The organism is Sphingobium sp. BHU LFT2, from assembly GCF_018604485.1.
Taxonomy (GTDB): Bacteria; Pseudomonadota; Alphaproteobacteria; order Sphingomonadales; family Sphingomonadaceae; genus Sphingobium; species Sphingobium yanoikuyae_A.
On record NZ_JAFCGW010000001.1, the window covers coordinates 209,411 to 225,739 of the forward strand.

At 64.8% G+C, this 16,329-nt stretch carries 18 protein-coding genes; 11 read left to right on the forward strand and 7 right to left on the reverse strand.

Translation table 11 applies throughout. From position 1 onward, the window contains the following. Positions 1-25: 25 nt before the first annotated feature. The 3 genes from JQK15_RS01030 to JQK15_RS01040 form a co-directional block, all read right to left on the reverse strand. Positions 26-316 carry a type II toxin-antitoxin system RelE/ParE family toxin gene (locus JQK15_RS01030; protein WP_214862979.1) on the reverse strand — a complete coding sequence of 97 codons (291 nt, stop codon included), beginning with the start codon at positions 314-316 and terminating at the stop codon, positions 26-28. Between the two features lie 13 nt (positions 317-329). Beyond that, complete coding sequence (locus JQK15_RS01035; protein ID WP_185703973.1) at positions 330-566, reverse strand: type II toxin-antitoxin system ParD family antitoxin; 237 nt, start codon at positions 564-566, stop codon at positions 330-332. A 99-nt stretch (positions 567-665) separates the two neighbouring features. Next, a complete protein-coding gene (locus JQK15_RS01040; RefSeq protein ID WP_214862981.1) occupies positions 666-1,880 on the reverse strand; it encodes a tetratricopeptide repeat protein in 1,215 nt (404 codons plus the stop codon). 92 nt (positions 1,881-1,972) lie between these two features. On the opposite strand from JQK15_RS01040, the gene JQK15_RS01045 reads away from it, so the two are divergent. After that, on the forward strand, positions 1,973-2,467 hold the full coding sequence (locus tag JQK15_RS01045) for a hypothetical protein (RefSeq protein WP_214862983.1): 495 nt from the start codon (positions 1,973-1,975) through the stop codon (positions 2,465-2,467). 138 nt (positions 2,468-2,605) lie between these two features. Continuing rightward, positions 2,606-4,441, forward strand: a complete 1,836-nt coding sequence (locus tag JQK15_RS01050; protein WP_214862985.1) for a DUF885 domain-containing protein — start codon at positions 2,606-2,608, stop codon at positions 4,439-4,441. Positions 4,442-4,609: 168 nt separating this feature from the next. Here JQK15_RS01050 and JQK15_RS01055 read toward each other — a convergent pair whose 3' ends face one another. From JQK15_RS01055 to JQK15_RS01065, 3 genes are all read right to left on the reverse strand, one after another. Beyond that, positions 4,610-5,458 carry a ferredoxin--NADP reductase gene (locus tag JQK15_RS01055; RefSeq protein ID WP_010335536.1) on the reverse strand — a complete coding sequence of 283 codons (849 nt, stop codon included), beginning with the start codon at positions 5,456-5,458 and terminating at the stop codon, positions 4,610-4,612. Positions 5,459-5,594: 136 nt separating this feature from the next. Beyond that, positions 5,595-5,912 (reverse strand): hypothetical protein, encoded by a 318-nt coding sequence (locus JQK15_RS01060; protein WP_004208078.1) that lies wholly within the window; start codon positions 5,910-5,912, stop codon positions 5,595-5,597. Positions 5,913-6,038: 126 nt separating this feature from the next. Beyond that, positions 6,039-7,640, reverse strand: a complete 1,602-nt coding sequence (locus JQK15_RS01065; RefSeq protein WP_017501612.1) for a phosphoenolpyruvate carboxykinase — start codon at positions 7,638-7,640, stop codon at positions 6,039-6,041. Between the two features lie 284 nt (positions 7,641-7,924). Between JQK15_RS01065 and JQK15_RS01070 the strand changes: the two genes are divergently transcribed. The 9 genes from JQK15_RS01070 to JQK15_RS01110 all read left to right on the forward strand — a co-directional run bounded on the left by JQK15_RS01070 (position 7,925) and on the right by JQK15_RS01110 (position 15,770). Beyond that, positions 7,925-8,629, forward strand: a complete 705-nt coding sequence (locus JQK15_RS01070; RefSeq protein ID WP_214862987.1) for a response regulator transcription factor — start codon at positions 7,925-7,927, stop codon at positions 8,627-8,629. Continuing rightward, positions 8,598-10,193, forward strand: a complete 1,596-nt coding sequence (locus JQK15_RS01075; RefSeq protein WP_004208081.1) for a sensor histidine kinase — start codon at positions 8,598-8,600, stop codon at positions 10,191-10,193. The genes JQK15_RS01070 and JQK15_RS01075 overlap by 32 nt, the downstream gene beginning before the upstream one ends. A gap of 117 nt (positions 10,194-10,310) precedes the next feature. Further along, entirely contained in the window at positions 10,311-10,745 is a 435-nt protein-coding gene (locus JQK15_RS01080; protein ID WP_004208082.1) for an HPr kinase/phosphorylase, read from the forward strand. Next, complete coding sequence (gene rapZ, locus JQK15_RS01085) at positions 10,742-11,680, forward strand: RNase adapter RapZ (protein WP_004208083.1); 939 nt, start codon at positions 10,742-10,744, stop codon at positions 11,678-11,680. The genes JQK15_RS01080 and rapZ overlap by 4 nt, the downstream gene beginning before the upstream one ends. 22 nt (positions 11,681-11,702) lie before the next feature. Continuing rightward, positions 11,703-12,107, forward strand: a complete 405-nt coding sequence (locus tag JQK15_RS01090; protein ID WP_004208084.1) for a PTS sugar transporter subunit IIA — start codon at positions 11,703-11,705, stop codon at positions 12,105-12,107. Next, a complete protein-coding gene (locus JQK15_RS01095) occupies positions 12,104-12,376 on the forward strand; it encodes an HPr family phosphocarrier protein (RefSeq protein WP_004208085.1) in 273 nt (90 codons plus the stop codon). Before JQK15_RS01090 ends, JQK15_RS01095 begins: the two co-directional genes overlap by 4 nt. 137 nt (positions 12,377-12,513) lie before the next feature. Continuing rightward, positions 12,514-13,509 (forward strand): sensor domain-containing diguanylate cyclase, encoded by a 996-nt coding sequence (locus JQK15_RS01100; protein WP_214862989.1) that lies wholly within the window; start codon positions 12,514-12,516, stop codon positions 13,507-13,509. A gap of 88 nt (positions 13,510-13,597) precedes the next feature. Then, the gene (locus tag JQK15_RS01105) at positions 13,598-14,398 is read left to right on the forward strand and encodes a TrmH family RNA methyltransferase (RefSeq protein WP_125997928.1); all 801 of its coding nucleotides are present in this window, start codon (positions 13,598-13,600) and stop codon (positions 14,396-14,398) included. Positions 14,399-14,516: 118 nt separating this feature from the next. Continuing rightward, complete coding sequence (locus JQK15_RS01110) at positions 14,517-15,770, forward strand: MFS transporter (RefSeq protein ID WP_214863912.1); 1,254 nt, start codon at positions 14,517-14,519, stop codon at positions 15,768-15,770. 1 nt (position 15,771) lies between these two features. Here the strand turns inward: JQK15_RS01110 and JQK15_RS01115 are convergent, their stop codons facing one another. Continuing rightward, positions 15,772-16,287 carry a GNAT family N-acetyltransferase gene (locus JQK15_RS01115; protein ID WP_214862991.1) on the reverse strand — a complete coding sequence of 172 codons (516 nt, stop codon included), beginning with the start codon at positions 16,285-16,287 and terminating at the stop codon, positions 15,772-15,774. Positions 16,288-16,329: the final 42 nt, after the last annotated feature.

The following is a 16,329-nucleotide window of genomic DNA, read 5'->3' on the forward strand; positions in this document are numbered from 1 at the left end:
CACAACGAGCGGAGCGACCGCTCCTTCAGGCCAAATACCGCCCCGTATCCTGTCGCCCATGCAGGACACGGACAATGGCCAGATGATCGCCACCGTCGCGATAATAGATCATGTGCGATCCCGCTGGCGCCTTGCGATAGCCGGGCCGCACATCGACCGGTAGCCCCGGCCGCCGCCCATCCGCCAATGCCAGACAGACATCGCGGATCGCATCGATATAGAGATCAGCCTGATCCACGCCCCAGGTCGCCGCGCTATAATCCCAGATGTCGGACAGGTCGGCCTGCGCCGCCGGCGTAAAAAGCAGCCGTCTCACCGCCCCGCTCGCCTCAACAGCCGCGCTTGGCCGCCTTGAACGCCTCGAAATCGAACGGCGTCGCCGCGCCCGACTCCTCCCCGGCGATCAGCGCCGCCTGCAACGCCTGCACCTGCGCCTCATGCTCTTCCAGCAGACGCAGCCCCGCCCGCACGACATCGCTCGCCGATCCATAGCGACCGGTCTGCACCTGATCGCTGATGAAGCGGGTAAAATGATCGCCGATCGTCACCGATGTGTTGCGCGCCATCGCCGCACCTTCCTGTCGCAGAGCGAGACAAGGATATACCAAAAAATATTACAGCTCAATTGGAGGCAATGTTGAGAACCAGCGTATCCTTTGCGCCTCTCAATGCTGCCGCCCATGCCCTGCATCGAGCCGGTTCAATTCCAAGAGCCTTTCGGTGTCCGCCTTGCCCTTTTCGGTCTCGCCAAGACGATCGTAAATTTCCGCGCGCAAGGTGATTGCCCACCTGTCGCGACCATTGCCCGCTATCGCCTGCGTAAGATATTCAATTGCCCGGCGCGGATCGTTGACCTTGAGACTGAGCAACGCCTTCTGGTGCAAAAGAACAGTGCTTTCCTCATCGACTGCAGCAATAGCGCCAAGCTCCTGCCACGCCTTGGCCTGATCCTTTTTCCAGGCATATGCGAGCCGGCGATTTTCCAGAGCTTCGGGGTCGTCAGGCTTCAGCTCAACTACTCGATTGAAATCCTTGATTGCGAGATCGAACTCCTGCCTGTTCAGGTAGAGCGCTGCTCTGTTCGCATAAGCCTCGTCGTTCCGATCGTTAAAAGATATTGCCTTGGTATAGGCATCCAAAGCTTGGTTTGGCTGACCCAAGCCCCCATAGACCAGACCTAAATTATACCAGGCAGCGGAGCTTTCGGGATCAAGCCGGATCGACTCCGCATAATCGCGTTGAGCCTGCCGATAATGTTTAAGTTCGTAATGGGCATTACCCCGCGATAACAGAAAGTCTGACCGATCGCTGGCGCGCGCATCACCTGCCAGCAACTGATTACAGGCGGCTACAGCCTCGCTCGGTGAGAAATGGTCTTCATAATTTGAGCATTTGCCGCGCATCGCACGATCCGGCGCTTCGCCAGCAGTCACAAAAGCCAGCCAGAGGAACAGACACCCCAGAAAGCCATTCCAGGCCACCGAAACCCAGAAACGCTTGGGTTGCTCAGTTCGCTCATAAATCCGTGAAAAACCGCGAACCAGCGGTTCGATCTGTCCGCAAACTATCCCTCTATATACCGTCCACAGCGACCAAAGACCGCCTGCTGCAATCAACAGCGGAAAAAAGGAAGGTGATCGCGCGAAATTTTCGGCAGTGGATGTGAAGATGAAGCTGGCCAACGCAACCAGTCCAATGACGATCAGGACATTTCGATAGAAGTGCTGAGGAGTCCGCCAACTGAAATCCTTTGGAGGAGCAGTCACGTCGTGTCGCGCCGGGCTATCGGACAAATAACGGTAGACATACAGCGCAGGCGTATAAGCCGCGGCAGCAAGCGCAATCAGAATCCAGCCTTGAACCGGCATTTCAGGCAACATTCCATGCGATTGCCCCATGAAATGAATTTCTGCAAGCAGGCCATATGTCGTTCCCTGTCCTACACCTCCACCCCCATGATAGCCTCGCTGGCATGACCGACATGCCCCTTCTCCACTTCACCTCCGTCCCGATGCTGCGCCGGCGCGCGTCGGGCTGGTCGCCGGCCGCGCAGCGGGCCTTCATCGACATGCTGGCGCGCTGTGGCGTGGTGGCGCAGGCGGCGCGCAGCGTCGGCTGTTCGCCGCGCTCGGCCTATCAGCTGCGGCAGAAACAGGGGGCAGAGAGCTTTGCCGCCGCCTGGGACTGGGCGCTGGAAATGGGGCTGGATGCCGCCCGTGCCCAGGCGATCGCCCTGACCCGCTGCGCGCAGGTCCGCCCCGTCGTCCGGCGCGGCGTGGTAGTCGGCCATCGCCGCGCGCCCGACAATCGGGTGATGCTGGCGGCGATGCGCACCATCTGTGCCGAGCGCAGCGGCGCCCGCGCCGCCATGCCCCATCGCCAGCGCATCGCCCTGCGCGATCTGGTTGCGGAACTCTCGATCAGCGCGCCGGAGATCGACCTTGGCTGCATCGCCCGATTATTATGATCTGTCGCGGGTAGGAAATAAGATGTCGAAATGTGCGGGAAATATGCGAAGTTAAGAGTGCGATTTCCAACCCGGCGCCCCGCCGGATGACTCGGAAATCGCGCCAGCCGCGTGATTTCCTACGGAGACCCAACCCCCATGACGACCTCCCGCCGCGATTTCCTCGTCGCCGGCTCCTCCGCCCTCGCCCTGTCCGCCCTCCCCGCCCGCGCCCTGGCGCAGGCAACGACAGCCGACGCTCGCGCCGAAGCGCTGCTCGCCGGCATGGCCGAGGCGATGCTGGCCGATGCGCCCGAAACGGCCAGCGGCCTTGGCCTCGATACCGGCGCCCGCGCCCCGCTCAAAGCGCGCCTGGGCGACAAGAGCCCGGCCGGCCAGGCCCGGATCGCCGCCCATGTGAAGGATCGCCTGACCCAGCTGCGCGCCGTCGATCTCGACGCCCTGTCCCCCGCCACCCGCACCGATGTGGAGGTAGTGCGCGCCGCCCATGAACTGGCCGATGCCGGCTTCGCCTTCCCCTTTGGCGACATGGCGATGATGAACAGCAACTGGTCCTATCGCAACGCGCCCTATGCCGTTGCGCAGAATACCGGCGCCTTCATCGAGACGCCCGATTTCCTCGACGCCAATCACGCCATCGCCACCCCGGCCGACGCCGACGCCTATCTCGAACGCCTCACCCAATATGCCGCCAATCTCGACGGTGAGACCGAGCGGCTGAAGCATGATGCCGGCATCGGCGTCGTGGCCCCCGCCTTCCTGCTCGACAAGACGCTGGGCCAGATGAAGGCGGTGCAGGGCCAGCCGATCGACCAGTGGGTGCCGGTCGCCTCGATCGCGCGCCGCACCCGCGACATGCGGGGCGACCATGCCGCCAAGGCGCAGCAGATCACCCGCACCGCCATCGCCCCCGCCCTCGCCCGCCAGGCCGCCGAACTCACCCGCCAGCGCACCACCGCCACCATGGATGCGGGCGTGTGGAAACTGCCGCAGGGCGATGCCTATTATGGCTGGGCGCTCCAGGCCGGCACCACCACCACCATGTCGCCCGACGAAGTCCATGCGCTGGGCCAGGAACAGCTCAAGGCCCTTCAGTCGGAAATGGATCGGCTGCTGAAATCCCTCGGCATGACCAAGGGGACCGTGGGCGAGCGGATGACGGCGATGGGCAAGGATCCGCGCTATCTCTTCCCCAATGACGACAAGGGTCGCCAGCAGATCCTCTCCTATATCGACGGGCGCCTGGCCGATATCCGCACCCGCCTGCCCCGCGCCTTCGCGACTCTGGTGCCGGCCAAGCTGGTGGTGAAGCGGGTGCCGGTGGAGATCGAGGCCGGGGCGCCGGGCGCCTATGCCGGCGCGGGCACGATCGACGGCAGCGTGCCGGGCAATTATTATATCAACCTGCGCGATACCAGCATCTGGCCGCGCTATTCGCTGCCGACGCTTTGCTATCATGAGGGGATTCCGGGCCATATCTGGCAGGGCGAATATACCTACAGGCTGCCCCTGATCCGCTCCATGCTCGCCTTCAACGCCTATTCGGAGGGCTGGGCGCTCTATGCCGAGCAGCTGGGCGACGAGTTGGGCGCCTATGACGGCGATGTCGCCGGGCGGCTGGGCTATCTCCAGTCGATCGCCTATCGCTGCTGCCGCCTGGTGGTCGACACCGGCCTTCATGCCAAGCGCTGGACCCGCGAACAGGCGATCCACTGGTTCGCCACCACCAACGGCTCCACCGTCGAGGATGTGCAGGGCGAGGTCGACCGTTATTGCGCCTGGCCGGGCCAGGCCTGCGGCTACAAGGTCGGCCATGGCGAAATCGTCCGCCTGCGCGGAATGGCTCAACAGGCGCTGGGCGACAAGTTCGACTTCCGTCTGTTCAACGACGCCGTGGTCAAGGGCGGCGGTGTGCCGATGACCGTGCTGGCGAAAAATGTCGACGCCTATGTCGCGGGCCGGAAAGGGGCGTAAAAGAACCGTTCGGGCTGAGCGAAGTCGAAGCCTTCTGCCGAACGCAGTGAGGCACCTCGCTCCGCTCGGCGCGTCCTTCGACTTCGCTCAGGACGAACGGACCTGACGCAACAAAAAAGGGCCGGAGGATCGCTCCCCCGGCCCTTCCTATCTCTCTAACGTCAGCCCTTAACCGACGAACGCGCGCTCGATCACGAACTGCCCCGGCGCCGCGTTGGAGCCTTCGGTGAAGCCCTGCTCCTCGAAATAGGCCGCGAACTGCTTGATCATCTCCATGCTGCCGCACATCATGATCCGGTCGGTTTCGGGATCGAACTTCGCCGCGCCCGGAATCCCCTCGAACAGCTTGCCGCTCTCGACCAGCTTGTCGATGCGCTCATTGTTGGGGAATTCTTCGCGCGTCACGGTCGGCACATAATGGAACTGGCCGGCGGCCTGTTCCGACACCAGCGGGTCTTCGGCCCACTTGCCTTCCATCTCGTCGCGGAAGGCCAGGTCGCTCACCCGGCGCACCGAATGCACCACCACGACCTGCTCGTAAAACTCATACACATCCGGGTCGCGCGGCAGGCTAAGGAACGGCGCGAGGCCGGTGCCGGTCGACAGCATGAACAGCCGCTTGCCCGGCAGCAGCGCGTCGGTCACCAGCGTGCCGGTCGGCTTGCGGCCCAGATAGATCTGGTCGCCCGGCTCGATCTTCTGCAGCTTGCTGGTCAGCGGACCGTCCTGCACCTTGATCGACAGGAACTCGATTTCCTCGTCCCAGGCGGGGCTGGCGATCGAATAGGCGCGCAGCAGCGGCTTACCGTTATCGCCCTTCAGGCCGATCATGATGAACTCGCCCGAGCGGAAGCGGAAGCTTGCCGGGCGGGTGATGCGGAAGCTGAACAGATGCTCGTTCCAGTGCTTCACCGACAGCACGGTTTCCACGGAAAGCGCGCCGGTGGGTTCCAGAACCGGCTTTTCGATCGTCACGTCGGTCAAGACCTTATCCTTGCATTTCGTCGGCGCCGCCATGATCGGGCGGCGCTAGTTGCGGATCATTCGCAATAATGGTGTAGTCCGCAAATGGCCCCACCGCATCGCGAAGGCAAGGCCAAAAAAACTTGGGGGCAACCAAGGGCCGGCTTTGCCGGCCCGCGCCGCACCCTGTTCAGCCGAACAGCCCCTTGGCCAGGCCGCTCAGCTCATTGAGCGGATTGCCGTCGCCATCGCGGTCCAGGAAGCCGCCGAGCTGGCCCAATATCGCCTCCGGCCCGCCAAACTGGCCCAGCAGCTGTTGCAGCGCATCGGCCGACACGCCATGTTCGGCCGCCGTCTCTGCCAGTGCCGACACGCTGGTTTCGCCGCTGCCGATCTTGGCGCCGATCTCGTTCAGCAGGCCCTGCATCTGTTCCGGCTCCAGCCCGACCTTCTGCGCGATCGCTTCCAGCCCGCCCAGATTGCCCATCAGATTGTCGAACATGCCCATGCTAATCTCCGCTGCCATGATAGGCGGACAGCATAGCACCGCCGCGCGCCCCGCCAAAAGCAAAAGAGCCGGAGCGTTCCCGCCCCGGCCCCTTCACTACATTGCTGCGTCCGATCAGGCGCCCATTCAGGCCGCCGTCAGCGCCGCGCTGCGCACGCCATCGTCGACATGCTCCTCGAACTGGGCGAAATTGTCGACAAAGGCCTTCACCAGCGTCGCGGCCGTCGCGTCATAGCCGTCCTTGTCCGCCCACATCGCGCGCGGGTCGAGGATCTGGCTGTCGACGCCATTGACCGCCACCGGCACCTCGAACCCGAAATTGGGATCGGTGCGGAATTCGGCGCTGTTCAGGCTGCCGTCGAGCGCGGCGTTGAGCAGCGCGCGCGTGACCTTGATCGGCATCCGCTTGATCCCCGGCATGGTCGCCTTGCCACCAGCCCAGCCGGTGTTGACCAGCCAGCAGGTGACGCCGCCCTTGTTGATCCGCTCTTTCAGCAGATTGCCATAGACGCTGGGATGGCGCGGCATGAAGGGTGCGCCGAAGCAGGTCGAGAAGGTGGCGGTCGGCTCGGTCACGCCGATCTCGGTGCCCGCGACGCGCGCGGTATAGCCGGACAGGAAGTGATACATCGCCTGTTCCGGGGTCAGCCGCGCGATCGGCGGCAGAACCCCATAGGCGTCAGCGGTCAGGAAGATGATGTTCTTGGGCACCGGCCCCAGATTCTTCTCCGACGTGTTCGGGATGAAGTCGATCGGGTAGGAACCGCGGCTATTTTCCGCCAGCGAGTTGTCGTCCAGGTCGATCTCGCGGCTTTCCTCGTCGATCACGACATTTTCCAGCACCGTGCCGAAACGCTTGGTGGTGGCGAAGATCTCCGGCTCGGCCTCGGCCGACAGGTTGATCATCTTGGCATAGCAGCCGCCCTCGAAATTGAAGACCGCCTGGTCCGACCAGCCATGCTCGTCATCGCCGATCAGGGTGCGGCTGGCATCCGCCGACAGCGTCGTCTTGCCGGTGCCGCTGAGGCCGAAGAAGACCGCCGTGTCGCCATTCGGGCCGATATTGGCCGAACAGTGCATCGGCATCACGCCCTTGGTCGGCAGCAGATAATTGAGGATGCCGAACACCGACTTCTTCATCTCGCCGGCATAGCGGGTGCCGCCGATCAGGATCAGCTTCTCGGTGAAGTTGACCGCGATCACCGTCTCGCTGCGGCAGCCATGGCGCGCCGGATCGGCGACGAAGGTCGGCAGGTCGATGATGGTATATTCGGGCGCGAAGTCGGCCAGCGCCTGCGCCTCGGGCCGCACCAGCAGGGTGCGGATGAACAGATTATGCCAGGCGAACTCGTTGATGACGCGCACATTGACCCGATATTCGGGTTGCGACCCGCCATAGAGGTCCGCGACATAGAGCTTGTCCTTCTCGCCCAGCGCCTTGAAGAAATCCTCCTTCAGCGCGGCGAAATGCGCCGGCGTCATCGGCACATTGGTCTTGCCCCACCAGACGGTGTCCTGCGTCTCGGCATCCTGGACGATGAACTTGTCGCTGGCGCTGCGGCCGGTATGCTTGCCGGTCTTGACGACCAGCGGGCCGTCCTTGGCCAAAATGCCCTCGCCATTGGCAAGCGCGGCCTCGACCAGCGGCGCGGTGCCGAGGTTCCAAAACTGGGTGGCATGGGTGGAGATGCCCTGGTCGACCAGGGTGATTGAGGATTTGGCCTGCACGCCTTAGCTCCTGATGTAAAAAGTCCCTTAGTCGCTTGTCTTTTTATGCGACCGGCCCGTCCGGGAGCGCCGCGATCCTTGTCGCGCGGACATCCTCCCCTTCAAGCCATACCGGCATAGGGCTTTGCGTTACGGCCGTCAAATAGGGGCGAACCACAGCCCGTCCCGAAAAACGACGCACGGGTCGCAGCAACAATTGCAACGCCCCTTCCTTGCAGGCCCGGCGGCCATCGTCTAACGCTGGATGCCTTCACCCATTTTATCATGACGTTCCGGGACGCAGCATGACCGCAACCATCGCGCTGGTGGATGATGACAAGAATATCCTGACGTCGGTGTCGATCGCGCTGCAAACCGAAGGGTTCGTCACGCGCATCTATACCGACCCGGAAACCGCGCTGAAGGCGCTGACCGAAAATCCGGCCGACCTTGGCGTGTTCGACATCAAGATGCCGCAGATGGACGGGCTGGAACTGCTGCGCCGCCTGCGCGAAAAGAGCCAGATGCCGGTCATCTTCCTGACCTCCAAGGCGGACGAGCTGGACGAGGCGCTGGGCCTGGCCATGGGCGCGGATGATTATATCTCCAAGCCCTTCTCGCAGCGGCTGCTGATCGCGCGCATCCGCGCCATCCTGCGCCGCGCAGAAATCAGCCGCACGCCCGAAGCCGCCGATGAGCCGCCATCCGATCCGATCGTGCGCGGCCGGCTGGAGATGGACCCGCCCCGCCACCGGGTGAAATGGGACGGCAAGGATGTGACGCTGACCGTCACCGAGTTCCTGATCCTGGAAACCCTTGCTGCACGGCCCGGCGTGGTGAAGAATCGCAACCAGCTCATGGACGCCGCCTATCAGGACGACGTCTATGTCGACGACCGCACGATCGACAGCCATATCAAGCGGCTGCGTCGCAAATTCCGAGAGGTAGACCCTGACTTCAACGCAATCGACACGCTCTATGGCGCCGGATACCGCTTCTCCGAAGAATGAGGACGCGCCGCTCGCGGTGCGCTGGTCGGGGCGATTGAGCCTCACCCCGCGCATCCTGGCGGTCAATGTCTTCGCGCTCGCCCTGCTGGCGGGCGGCTTCTTCTATCTGGACAGCTATCGCACGCGGATCGTCGACGATCGGCTGGAACAGTCGGCGCGCGAGCTGAAGCTGCTCGCCATCGGCCTGGAAAATGCGCCTGCCGACCGGCAGAATGCGCTGATCGCCGCCTATGCGCGCCAGACCGGCGACCGGGTGCGCCGCTATGACGCGGCTGGCAATCTGATGGCCGACAGCTTCGCCATGGATGCGCCGCGCTACCGGCTGCGCCTGCCCTCGGAAGAAGAATGGCAGCGCCATGTCGCCCGCTTCCTCGACAAGGCGGTCGACCGCGTCGTCTCCGCCGATCGCCCGCCCAATTTCGAGGAACCCGCCGTCGATCGCGCCAGCGCCTGGCCCGAACTGGTGTTGGCCGCCAAGACGCGCCAGCCCCAGGCGATGAACCGCTACGCGCCCGACCGCACCTTCATGATTTCGGCCGCCGTCGCCGTGCGCGACGGCTCGGGCCTGCTCGCGACCGAAAATGCGCGCGACATCACCCGCATCGTCCGCGCCGAACGGCTGCGCCTGGGCATCGTGCTGGCCGCCGCCGTCCTCGCCTCGGTGCTGCTGTCGCTGTTCCTCGCCCGCACCATCGTCCAGCCGCTCCAGCGCCTGGCCCGTGCCGCCGTGCGCGTTCGCCTCGGCCGCGCGCGTGAAGTCACCGTGCCCCGCCTGCCCGAGCGGCGCGACGAGATCGGCATGCTCGCCCGCGCCCTGTCGGACATGAGCCATGCGCTGCGCCAGCGGATCGACGCGACCGACGCCTTCGCCGCCGACGTCAGCCATGAACTCAAGAACCCGATCGCCTCGCTCCGCTCCGCGCTCGATTCGCTCGAACGGGTGGACCGGCCGGACCTGCGCGATCAGTTGATGGCGATCGCACAGGATGATGTCCGCCGGCTCGACCGGCTCGTCACCGACATCGCCGAAGCCTCCCGCATCGACGCCCAATTATCCCGCACCCGGTTCGAGCCGATCGACCTTGGCCTGCTGATCGAACGCATGGTGCTAGCGCGCGAAGCACGCGGCGTGCCACGCGGTATCCGCCTCGCCTTCGCCCGCCCGCGCAAGGAAGTCGCGGTCGTTCTGGGCGAGGAACAGCGGATCGTGCGCGTGCTCGACAATCTGATCGACAATGCCATCTCCTTCTCGCCCGACGACGGGCTGGTCCAGATCATCGCCACCGTTGCCGACAATGAAGTGCTGGTCAGCGTCGAGGATGAAGGCCCCGGCGTGCCCGAGGGCGAGCGCGAGCATGTCTTCCGCCGTTTCCACAGCGTCCGCCCGGAAGGCGAGGCGTTCGGCAAGCATTCGGGCCTCGGCCTCGCCATCGCCCGCTCGATCGTCGAGGGGCATCAGGGCAAGATCAGCATCGCCGACCGCGAGGATAGGCTGAGCGGCGCCCGCTTCATCGTCCGTCTGCCCATGGCCGTGGAACGCGACCCCGGCATAATGTCCGAATGAAAGCAATAAGCTGTTCATTCCTGCTGGCCACAATGCTCCGCTGCGATGTCGCGTGAATCGACGCAATTCGATTTCCAACGCGGCGAACTGGGGCTAGAAGCAGGAAGGCAGGGGAACATGGTGCGGGCACTTTCATCAGAGACGCTTCACGCAACGACCGTCGCGATCGAGGGACGCTCGGTGCTGCTCTATGGCGCCAGCGGCATGGGCAAGTCCGACCTTGCCCTGCGCCTGATCGATCGCGGTGCGACGCTGGTTTCCGACGATTATACCCTGCTCAAGCGGGTCGACGGCCGGCTGATCGCCACCGCCCCCGAAACCATCAGCGGCAAGATGGAAGTGCGCGGCATCGGCATCGTGCCCGTGCCCCATGTCGGCGATTCGCCGGTGGCGCTGATCGTCGACCTGGCCGAAACGGTCGAACGCATGCCGATGCACGCCGCCACCCGCACCATCGCCGGGGTCGAAATTCCGCTGGTCGCCGTCGTCGCGCATGAGGCGTCCGCCCCGATCAAGGTCGAACTCGCGCTCAAGGCCCTGGGCAAGACATGAGCGATAGCGCGCCCAAGACCATCCTGCTCGTCTCCGGCCTGTCGGGCGCCGGCAAGACCACGGCGCTCAAGACGCTGGAGGATATGGGCTGGGAAGTGGTGGACAATCTGCCGCTGGTGCTGCTCGACCGCCTGCTCGACACGCCCCTGCCCGCCGGTCATGGCGGGGAGGATGACCGGCCGCTGGCGCTCGGCATCGACGCACGCACCCGCGGCTTCGACGCCAATGCCATCGTCCAGCGGATCAAGGCGCTGCGCGAACGGCACGGCCATGATATCGAGACATTGTTCCTCGACTGCTCGGGCGCCGAGCTGGAACGCCGCTATGCCGAAACCCGTCGCCGCCACCCGCTGGCGCAGGATCGCCCGGCCGCCGACGGCATCGCCCGCGAACGCGAACTGACCGAACCGCTGCGCCGCTGGTCGGCCCAGCTGATCGACACCACCAGCCTGTCGACCAATGCGCTACAGCAGGAAATGCGCGCCCGCTTCGCCCGCGAACAGCTCTCCGACCCGGTGCTGACCATCCTCTCCTTCGGCTATTCGCGCGGCGTGCCACGCAATGTCGACCTGATGTTCGACATGCGCTTCCTGCGTAACCCCTTCTGGGACGAGGATTTGCGTCCCAAGACCGGCCTCGACGCCGATGTCGCCGCCTATATCCAGGCCGACCCTGCCTATCAGGAGGCGCTGGGCAAGATCCAGGATCTGCTGACGACCCTGCTGCCGCGCTACGCCGAAGCGGGCAAAACCTATATTACCGTGGCTTTCGGCTGCACCGGCGGGCGCCACCGCTCGGTCCATGTCGCCGAACATGTCGCTAGATACTTGCAAGATGCGGGCTTTTCGCCCACCGTCTCGCACCGCAATATGGAATCAGCGCCCCAGGACAGTCTGGAGAAGCGCAGACCGGGAGGCCCGAAAGCAATATCATGACAAAGGTGGGCCGCGGAAGCAGATGATCGGACTCGTACTCGTCACCCATGGGTCGCTTGCGACGGAATTCGTCGTGGCCATGGAACATGTCGTGGGACCGCAGCAGCAGATCGAAACGATCTGCATCGGGCCGGAGGATGACATGGAATTGCGCCGCGCGGACATCGCGGCGGCGGTCGCGCGCGTCAATGACGGCGCTGGCGTCATCCTGCTGACCGACCTGTTCGGTGGCACCCCCTCCAACCTCGCCATCTCGCTGCTCAAGGCCGGCGAGATCGAGGTGATCGCGGGCATCAACCTGCCCATGCTCATCCGCCTGGAAAGCGCCCGCAAGGTGATGGACGTGCGCGCCGCCGTCGCCGCTGCCCGCGAAGCAGGCCAGAAATATATCAGCGTCGCATCGGAATTGCTGGGCAGCACCTCATGAATGATATCAGCCGGGAAGTCAGGATCAGCAACAAGCGCGGCCTCCACGCCCGCGCCAGCGCGAAATTCGTGACCCTGGCCAGCGGCCTGCCCGCCCAGATCACCGTCAGCAAGGATGGCAGCGAAGTCACCGGCACGTCGATCATGGGCCTGATGATGCTCGGCGCCGCCATGGGCGACAGCATCACCATCAGCGCCGCCGGCCCCGACGCGCATGACAGCCTGCACCAGCTCGTCGCCCTGGTCGAAGACAAGTTCGGCGAGGAATAGGCGCGACCAGCGGCCGCGTTGCCGCGACGGGTTCCCATCCCGACATTGACGTCACGGCCCCGCCGCCCCATCTTGCGACATAGGGCGACCGCTGATCGGGAGGCAGCATTCGCCACCGGTTCAAGTGGATAGGCGCCATGCTCGACACGAAATTGAACGACGAAGCCGCCCGCCTGGCCGCGCTCGGCCGCTACGAAATTCTCGACACGCCGCCCGAGCCCGCCTTTGATCGCATCACCCAGCTTGTCCGGTCGATCCTGGGCGTGCCGATGTCGGTCGTGTCGCTGATCGACGGCGATCGCCAATGGTTCAAGTCGCGCACCGGCATCGACGCGACCGAAACCCCGCGCGACATCGCCTTCTGCAACCACACCATCCGCGACCGTGTGCCGATGGTCGTCCCCGATGCCTGTTCCGACCAGCGGTTCAGCAGCAATCCGCTGGTCACCGGCGATCCCAATATCCGCAGCTATGCCGGCGTCCCGCTGGCGACGCCCGACGGCTATAATGTCGGCACCCTCTGCGCGATCGATACCGTGCCGCGCGAATTTGATCCCGGCCAGATCGCCATCCTCGAAAATCTCGGCGCTCTGGTGGTGGAGCAACTGGAACTGCGCCGCATCGCCGAGCGCGACCATCTGAGCGGCGCCCTCACCCGCCGCGCCTTCGTGGCGGAAATGGACAAGCATATCGCCCTCTTCCGCCGTTATGCGCGTCCGGCCAGCCTGCTGCTGTTCGACATCGATCATTTCAAGCGGGTCAATGACACCCACGGCCACCCGGCCGGCGATGTCGTGATCCGCGAGGTCGCCGCCTGCTGCGACCGGACCAAGCGCCCGAACGACATATTGGGGCGGCTGGGCGGGGAAGAGTTCGGCGTGCTGCTCCCCGAGAGCAACGCAGCGCAGGCCGGGGCTGCCGCCCAGCGTTTCTGCGATGCCATCGCCGCGCTGGAAATCGCCCACATCCCGCCGCTGCGCGTCACCGCCAGCTTCGGCATTGCCGAGATCGGGCCAGACCGGACCAGCAGCGACGCCTGGATCGCCGCCGCCGATGTCGCCCTCTATGCGGCCAAGCATGGCGGTCGCAATCGCGTGGTCATCACGAAAACGGACGCCGCCCAGCCCGACTGACACCGAAAGGCTGTCCTTTTCCCCATTCCCTCGATAGAGAGGCCGCTTCGTCCGCACTGGTCGCGGACCAGAAGGCAGGACGCAGAACGTGGCACGCGAAATCACCGGTTTTTCCAACCCGCTGGTCAAGCGCGTGCGCTCGCTGCGGGAAAAGAAATATCGCAAGGCCGAAGGGCTGTTCCTTGCCGAAGGGCTGCGCATCCTGACCGAAGCGCGCGAGGAAGGCGTGCTGCCCGAAATGCTCTTCCATGCCGGCTCCACCCACCCGCTCGCGCTCGACCTGATCGACGCGATCGAGGCGGACGGCGGCGACGTGATCGAAACCACGCCCGATATTCTGTCCAAGATCAGCGGCAAGGATAATGCCCAGGCCGTGGTCGGCGTCTATCGCGACCGGCTGACCCCGCTGGAGAAGCTCGACCGCAGCACGGCCGACATCTGGATCGTCGCCCAGTCGCTGCGCGACCCCGGCAATCTCGGCACCATATTGCGCACCGGCGACGCGGTGGGCGCCGGCGGCCTCATCCTGATCGACGATTGCGTCGACCCCTTCTCGGTCGAATCGGTGCGCGCCAGCATGGGCGCCCTGTTCACCCAGTCGATCACCCAGGCACGCTGGGGCGAATTCATGCACTGGCTGCGCCAGGGGCCGGGCGAACTGATCGGCACCAGCCTGAAAGCGACCCAGGATTATCAGGAACCGAGCTATCAGAGCCCCAGCTTCCTGCTGGTCGGCAATGAGGCGCAGGGCCTGCCCGAAAGCTACGAAGCCGAATGCGACCAGCTGGTGAAGATGCCGATGCTCGGCAAGGCCGACAGCCTCAACGCTGCGGTCGCGACGGCGGTCATGGCCTATGAGCTGCTGAACCAGAAACGAAAGACATCATAACGTCATCCCAGCGAAGGCTGGGATCTCATTTTTCTTTACACATGTGGAAGAAGAGAGATGCCAGCCTTCGCTGGCATGACGCCAAAGGGGGCGAGAAGACGTGAAACAGACGAGCGGCATGGGCGCAATGTGGCTGCACAAGCGGGTGCTGGCAGCGAGCCTCATCGGCACGGCGGTCGAATTTTACGACTTCTATATCTACGCCACCGCCGCCAGCCTGATCTTCCCCTCGCTCTTCTTTCCGGCCTCCTCGCCCTCGGCGCAGTTGATGGCCTCCTATGGCAGCCTCGCCCTCGCCTTCCTCGCCCGGCCGCTCGGCGCCGCCGTCTTCGGCCATTATGGCGACCGCATCGGGCGCAAGGCGACGCTCGTCACCTCGCTCATGCTGATGGGCGGCTGCACATTGCTGATCGGTTTCCTGCCGACCTATCTCATGATCGGCTTCTGGGCGCCGCTGATCCTGTGCGTGCTGCGTTTCGGCCAGGGCTTTGGCCTGGGCGGCGAATGGGGCGGCGCGGCACTGCTGGCGGTCGAAAATGCGCCCGAAGGCTGGCGCGCCCGCTTCGGCATGTTCCCGCAACTGGGCGCCCCGGTCGGCTTCATCGCCGCCAATGGCCTGTTCCTGCTGCTCGGCGCCTTCCTGACCGATGCGGAATTTTTCGCCTGGGGCTGGCGCCTGCCGTTCCTGGGCAGTTCGGTCCTCGTGATCCTCGGCCTCTGGGTCCGCCTCAAGCTCACCGAGACGCCGGAATTTGCCGCCGCGCAGCGGGAAGCACCACCGCCCGCCGTGCCGCTTGCCACCCTGCTCTCGACTCATCTGGGCGCGGCCATCGCCGGCACCTTCGCCTGCGCCGCCTGCTTCGCCGTCTATTATATCGCGACCGCCTTTGCGCTGGGCTATGGCACCACCGCGCTCAAGATCGACCGGGAAATCTTCCTCGCGATCCAGCTTGGCGCCATCATGTTCATGGCGCTCAGCATCGTGATCGCCGGCTGGTGGTCGGACAGGAGCAGCCCCACCCGCGTGCTCGCCTGGGGCTGTGCCGGCACACTGGTCATGGGCATCGTCTTCGGCCCGCTGATCGGCACCGCGGCGCTGCTGCCGATCTTCGTCGCGCTCAGCCTCGCTCTGTTCGTCATGGGCTTCATCTACGGCCCGCTCGGCGCCTATCTGCCCGCCCTCTTCCCGACCCAGCTGCGCTATACCGGGGCGTCCTTCGCCTTCAATCTGGGCGGTATCCTGGGCGGCGCGCTGGCGCCGATCGTCGCGACCTGGCTGATCGGGATGCAGGGCGTCGCGCTCGTCGGCCTCTACATGTCGGCGGCTGCCCTCATCAGCCTGGCGGGCCTGTGGTGGACCAGCCGCAGCTGAATCAGATTGCCTTGCGCATCAGGATCATCGGCACGCCACTATCCTCAAACGGGCGGACGTCGATGAACCCGAAGCTGCGATAGAGCGGCACGCCCGCCATCGTCGCCGACAATTCCAGCGCGGCAAAGCCCTCCCGCCGCGCGGCCGCCTCGCACAGCGCCAGGATGGTCGTGCCGACCCCTTTGCGGACATGGTCGGGATGGGTGTACATCGCCCGCACCTTCGCCGCCTCGGTCGCGGGGTCGAGCATGCGGTCGTCGCGCCCGGCCGTGTGGTCGCCGCCATAGGCGGTCGCCCGGCGGCTCCATCCGCCACATCCGGCGATCGCGCCCTCCGCCTCCACCACGAAATAGGTCCGGTCACCGATCAGCCGCCGGTCCAGCCCCATGAAGCCATGGCTGGCTTGTACCTGCGCAGCGGTCAGATAGGCCGACTGCAATTGCTCGATGGCCAGCGTCATCAGGGTGGACAAAGCGGGTTCGTCGGCGGCGGTCGCCAGGCGGTTGGTCAAGGACATGGCCCCTCCTGCAACGAAATCGGCCGGCCCCGCAAGGGACCG

Excerpts from the sequence above, each read along its gene's own strand:
- JQK15_RS01115 (WP_214862991.1), bottom strand. The coding sequence starts at position 16,287 with ATGTCCTTGACCAACCGCCTGGCGACCGCCGCCGACGAACCCGCTTTG.
- JQK15_RS01075 (WP_004208081.1), top strand. The coding sequence starts at position 8,598 with ATGGCGCCGGATACCGCTTCTCCGAAGAATGAGGACGCGCCGCTCGCG.
- JQK15_RS01100 (WP_214862989.1), top strand. The coding sequence starts at position 12,514 with ATGCTCGACACGAAATTGAACGACGAAGCCGCCCGCCTGGCCGCGCTC.
- JQK15_RS01040 (WP_214862981.1), bottom strand. The coding sequence starts at position 1,880 with ATGTTGCCTGAAATGCCGGTTCAAGGCTGGATTCTGATTGCGCTTGCT.
- JQK15_RS01050 (WP_214862985.1), top strand. The coding sequence starts at position 2,606 with ATGACGACCTCCCGCCGCGATTTCCTCGTCGCCGGCTCCTCCGCCCTC.
- JQK15_RS01095 (WP_004208085.1), top strand. The coding sequence starts at position 12,104 with ATGAATGATATCAGCCGGGAAGTCAGGATCAGCAACAAGCGCGGCCTC.
- JQK15_RS01070 (WP_214862987.1), top strand. The coding sequence starts at position 7,925 with ATGACCGCAACCATCGCGCTGGTGGATGATGACAAGAATATCCTGACG.
- JQK15_RS01090 (WP_004208084.1), top strand. The coding sequence starts at position 11,703 with ATGATCGGACTCGTACTCGTCACCCATGGGTCGCTTGCGACGGAATTC.
- JQK15_RS01045 (WP_214862983.1), top strand. The coding sequence starts at position 1,973 with ATGACCGACATGCCCCTTCTCCACTTCACCTCCGTCCCGATGCTGCGC.
- JQK15_RS01080 (WP_004208082.1), top strand. The coding sequence starts at position 10,311 with ATGGTGCGGGCACTTTCATCAGAGACGCTTCACGCAACGACCGTCGCG.
- rapZ (WP_004208083.1), top strand. The coding sequence starts at position 10,742 with ATGAGCGATAGCGCGCCCAAGACCATCCTGCTCGTCTCCGGCCTGTCG.
- JQK15_RS01035 (WP_185703973.1), bottom strand. The coding sequence starts at position 566 with ATGGCGCGCAACACATCGGTGACGATCGGCGATCATTTTACCCGCTTC.
- JQK15_RS01060 (WP_004208078.1), bottom strand. The coding sequence starts at position 5,912 with ATGGGCATGTTCGACAATCTGATGGGCAATCTGGGCGGGCTGGAAGCG.
- JQK15_RS01055 (WP_010335536.1), bottom strand. The coding sequence starts at position 5,458 with ATGGCGGCGCCGACGAAATGCAAGGATAAGGTCTTGACCGACGTGACG.
- JQK15_RS01110 (WP_214863912.1), top strand. The coding sequence starts at position 14,517 with ATGGGCGCAATGTGGCTGCACAAGCGGGTGCTGGCAGCGAGCCTCATC.